At 55.6% G+C, this 606-nt stretch carries 1 pseudogene; it reads right to left on the bottom strand.

Annotated features, from left to right (window positions below):
• Positions 1–321: 321 nt before the first annotated feature.
• Positions 322–606 (bottom strand): annotated as a pseudogene (locus V7665_RS13735) (glutathione S-transferase); the annotation flags it as partial.

Here is a 606-nt window from a genome sequence, read left to right on the forward strand (position 1 = left end):
TAGAGGATGGAGAGATGGAAGGTCACACTCGGCGACCGGCTCCCGGTCCACAAATGCTGGAAATCTGGGGCTTCGGGACAAAGGTCACAGAAAACAAACCGGGTCTTCGCTGTCAGCTTTTCGGCATGACGCAGCAATGGTCAGGCTCGCACGAAGACGCAAAGCCACGAAGGCTATAAGATATAGCGCAATCCCGCTTCAATTTCGTGGCGCTTTGCGTCTTTGTGCGAGTCCGGATAGCGCTGACCGGTGCACCTATTCCCAAGCCACGATGGCTTCGCCTGCATTAACGCCACTCCCGTGTCCTATTTTTGGCCTGCGCTACGCCGCCACTTCCAAAGCAAAAACCGGTTCCGCATCTCCACTCATCCACTGCGGATATTTCACCATCGTTGTGGCGAATAACGCAGACGCAAGATGATCGCCGAGCCATTTCTGCAGCGCAGGCAGGGGCAATTGGTCGAACCAGCTACGGTCATTATTTGCGAACTGGCGGACGAAGGGGAAAATGGCGTGGTCGGCTAAAGTAGGCTTCGCTCCCATCAGTTGCCCCGATTCCTGAATCAGACCATCGAGTTTCTCGAGAAAGACCAGTCCCCCGGCACG

Origin of the sequence: Parasphingorhabdus sp. (assembly GCF_036964675.1) — a bacterium.
GTDB lineage: Bacteria > Pseudomonadota > Alphaproteobacteria > Sphingomonadales > Sphingomonadaceae > Parasphingorhabdus.